Source organism: Yinghuangia sp. YIM S09857, assembly GCF_051388915.1.
Taxonomy (GTDB): domain Bacteria; phylum Actinomycetota; class Actinomycetes; order Streptomycetales; family Streptomycetaceae; genus Yinghuangia.
Window position 1 is genome coordinate 283,621 of sequence record NZ_JBPKBH010000005.1, and the last position, 4,039, is coordinate 287,659.

Below are 4,039 nucleotides of genomic sequence, written 5' to 3' on the forward strand. Positions count from 1 at the left end.
GGGTCCGGCGGCCCGGCGGACCGCTTTCCGGGGCGGGGGGACGAATCGCCTCCAACGGTACGGAAGCCCATGCGCAGGCTGTAACCGCGCTCCACGGGCTGCGTCACGAGTCCTCGCGGGGGCGACGGATTTCGAGGCCAACACCCTTGCTCCGCATGGAAGTTCCGCACCACCGCACCACACCGCACCACGCTGCAGCACCACGGCAAGCCGGTACGGGCGCACGACCACTTGGCGCCACCGCCGTACCTCAGCACGTCCACAGCAACTCGGCACCACAGCACATCGCAACGCCGCACGTCCCGCACCACCAGCACCTCAGCACCTCAGCACCGGCACCACCGATCGGGCCCGCCTCGACCGGGCAACGCGTTAGGAACCTGTCAGCAGTGGTACACGCACGGCCCTCGCACCTCCCTCCCCGCCGCTCCCCCGGCGGGATCCGCAAGTCGCTCGTCCTGCTCGCCGCCGCGGGCCTCGTCCTGATCGCCGGCTGCGGCTCGGACTCCAAGGGAACACCCCTGGCGGCCGGCACCCCCCGGCAGGGCGGCTCCATGACCATCCTGCTCCCCGGCGAGGCCCGCGGCCTCGACCCCTTCTCCGCGAGCTACATCAACGTGACCGACGGCAACCGGATGGCGGCGCTGTACGACATGCTCGTGTGGACGAACCCCGCCACCGGGTCGGTGCACCCGCAGGTGGCGGACCGTCTCGCGCCCAGGGACGCCACGGCCAAGACCTGGGTTCTGACGCTGCGTTCCGGGATCAGGTTCAGCGACGGCGAGCCGTACGACGCCGCCGCGGTCAAGGCGAACTGGGACCGGCACGCCGACCCCGCCACCCAGTCCGTACAGCGCGCCGCCGCGGCCGGACTGGTGACGCGCGTCCTGGACCCGCTGAACCTGGAGGTCACGCTCCCGGAGCCGAACGCCAACTTCGACCGCATGGTGGCCCGGCATCTGTCGTTCATAGCCTCGCCCAAGGCCATCGCCGGCGGCAGGCTCGCGGAAAACCCGGTCGGCGCGGGCCCGTTCATCCTCCGGCCCGGCAACTGGGTGAAGAACCAGACGCTGACGCTCGACCGCAACCCCGGCTACTGGAAGACCGGGGCTCCGTACCTCGACCGCGTGGTGTTCAAGGTCGACCCCGATCCGATGCACGGCATCGCCGCCATCGAGGACGATGCGGCCGATGCGACCGTGACCGTCGACCCGCTCGCCGCGGACGCCGCGAAGCGCGCGGGTCTGGGCAGCGCCTCCCTGTCGCTGTCCGGCGGGCAGATGCTGTCGTTCAACACCGCGAAGGGGCCCTTCGCCGATGCGGACGCGCGCCGCGCGGTGGCGTACGCCCTGAGCGGCAAGACCATCAACGACCAGATCTTCCAGGGCACCGGGACGGTCGCCCGCGGGATATTCGGCGCCAACTCCTCGCTGGCCAGCATCCAGTTGGTGGCACCGGGCGACAATCCCGCCGAGGCCGCGAAGCTGTTCGACAAGGTCACCGCGGGCGGCACCCGGCGGCTGACGGCGACGCTGATCATTCCCAACACGCCGGCCACCGTGCGGATCGCGGAGTACGTGCGCAGCACCCTTGCCAAGTACCCCGGCGTGGAGATCACCGTCGAGCCCCTGGACCTCCCGGCGTTCATCCACCGGTCCAACGTCGAGCAGCGCTTCGACGTCAAGGTCGACCAGGTCTGGCTCGACGACCCCGAGCCCGGGCTGTTCGGCCTGTTGTCCGGCGGAAACGCGGGCAACTGCTGCTTCTACGACGACCCCGGGGTGAACCAGGCGCTGTCGGACGCCCGGCGGACCGCGGACGACGGGGCCCGGCGCGACGCGTACACCAAGGTCCAGGTCGCGCTGAACCGCGACATGCCGATGTGGGTGTATCAGGAGGCCGTCGCGGTGGGCGTGTTCTCGTCCGACGTCACCGGCGTCCAGATGTTCAACGACGGTGTCTTCATGTTCGACCGTATCGGCATGAAGCGGTGACTCCCGGGCCTCGCGGCCGCCCGCGGATGGACCCCACCGGCCCAAGGCAGTAGAAAGGGGCAGCCCGATGGACCTCGGGGAGGTCGGACGCGCCGCGTGCCGCGCGGCCCGCCCTGCCTCCCCGCGCCCGCGGGCGACGGCGCCGTCACGACCGGTGCCGTCCGCACGACCCGGGTCCTCCCACACGAGTACCCGGGAGCACGGAGCACGAACCCAGCACAGCGAACCACGCACCACCCGGAACCGTTCCGGCCGACCATCCCCCGACGGCAGCCCGAACGCGACCGGCCCCGCGCACCACCGCCGCCCTACCAAACGGACGGCCCGTCAGGTGAAGGTTGGCCCGTAGTGACTCGTACTTCCCGCGCAAGTCGAATACCCCCGTCGCCCCGGCGGAATACCTCGTTCCGCCGGGGTCGCATCGTCGCCGCCGCACTGGCCCTGGGTCTCCTGGTGGCCGGCTGCGGCGGCTCCGACGACGCACCGCCCACTCCTGCGGGCACGCCGCAGAAGGGCGGCTCGCTCACCATGACGCTGCCGGGCGACGCCGCCAGCTTCGACCCCACGCAGACCTCGTTCGTCAACGTCGCCGACGGCAGCCGCATGGCCGCCGTCTACGACTCCCTGGTCTGGACCGACCCGGCGACCGGCACGGTCCGGCCGAAGATCGCCGAGAGCCTGCAATTCGAACGCGACGCCTCGGTCTGGACGCTCCGCATCCGGCCGGGGGTGAAGTTCACCGACGGCCAGCCCTACGACGCCGCCGCGGTGAAGGCGAACTGGGCCCGGCACATGGACATATCCATCGGGTCGTTCCAGACCATGGCCGCCATCAACATCAAGCAGTTGGACGTCGCGCCGGAGGATCCACTGGTCCTGCGCATCACGCTGGTCACGCCGAACGCGAATTTCGACCGCATCGTGGCGCGCAATCTGTCCTTCAACGCGTCCCCGGCCTCGTTCAAGCCGGAAGCTAAGGGCTCACTCCGCGACAAGCCGGTGGGTGCCGGGCCGTTCCTCCTCAGGGAGTGGATCCCCGGCGAGAAGCAGGTCTACGTCCGCAACCCGGACTACTGGCAGAAGGACAAGGGGCTCCCCTACCTGGACGAGCTCGTCATCCGCGTCGACATGGACGTCCGGCGGGGCCTCGACAGCCTCGGCAAGGAATCCGACATGATCGTCACCGTCGACCCGGAGAACATCGTCCTGGGCCGCGACCGCGGACTTGGTGTCGAGGAACTCCGCCTGAACGGCGGCGCGATGGTGCTCTTCAACAACAAGAAGGGCCCGTTCGCCGACCCCAAGGCGCGCAAGGCCATGGCGCTCGCCCTGAGCGGCAAGGAGATCAACGAGCAGTTCTACAGCGGCGCGGGTACGCCGGCGAAGGGCATCTTCAGCTCGACGTCGCCGCTCGCCAGCATCCAGTTGGCGGCCCCGGAGAACAACCCGGCGGAGGCCCAGCGCCTCTTCGACGAAGTGACCGCGAACGGCACCAAGCCCCTGTCGTTCACGTACATCGCACCGTCCGCTCCCACCACCGTGGAAGTGGCGCGGTTCATGCAGCAGAAGCTGAGCAATTACCGCGGCGTCACGATGAAGGTCCAGCAGGTGGACATCCCCACGTACATCAGGACGGTACGCAAGGACGCCGACACCTGGAACGCCGCCGTCGGCCAGCAGTGGATCGAGGACCCGGAGCCCGGGATCTACGACATGCTGCACTCGAAGAGCCCGGGCAACTCGTCCGGCTACCAGAACCCGGCCGTGGACCTGGCGCTGGAGGAAGCCCGCCGTTCGACCGACACCGAGACGCGACGGGCCGCCTACACGAAGGTCCAGGTCGAGGTCAACCGGGACCTGCCGTTCTGGGTGTACCAGGAGGCGATCACCGCCGCCGTCTACACCTCCAAGGTCACCGGGCTGAACCTCTTCAACGACGGCCTCATCCAGTGGGACCAGATCGGCATCCGGAAGTAGCGGACCGCAGCTCAGCCGCACCACCGCACCGCGAGCACTGCCTGCACGACGAGCACGACCGGACCCCG

The 4,039-nt window shown here is 69.7% G+C and carries 2 protein-coding genes; both read left to right on the forward strand.

What is annotated here, in order from left to right:
- Nucleotides 1-389 precede the first annotated feature (389 nt).
- Nucleotides 390-1,994, forward strand: coding sequence for an ABC transporter substrate-binding protein (locus ACRX5S_RS12760; protein ID WP_436772998.1), 1,605 nt, complete (start codon nt 390-392; stop codon nt 1,992-1,994).
- Nucleotides 1,995-2,342: 348 nt separating this feature from the next.
- Entirely contained in the window at nt 2,343-3,971 is a 1,629-nt protein-coding gene (locus ACRX5S_RS12765; protein ID WP_436772999.1) for an ABC transporter substrate-binding protein, read from the forward strand.
- Nucleotides 3,972-4,039: the final 68 nt, after the last annotated feature.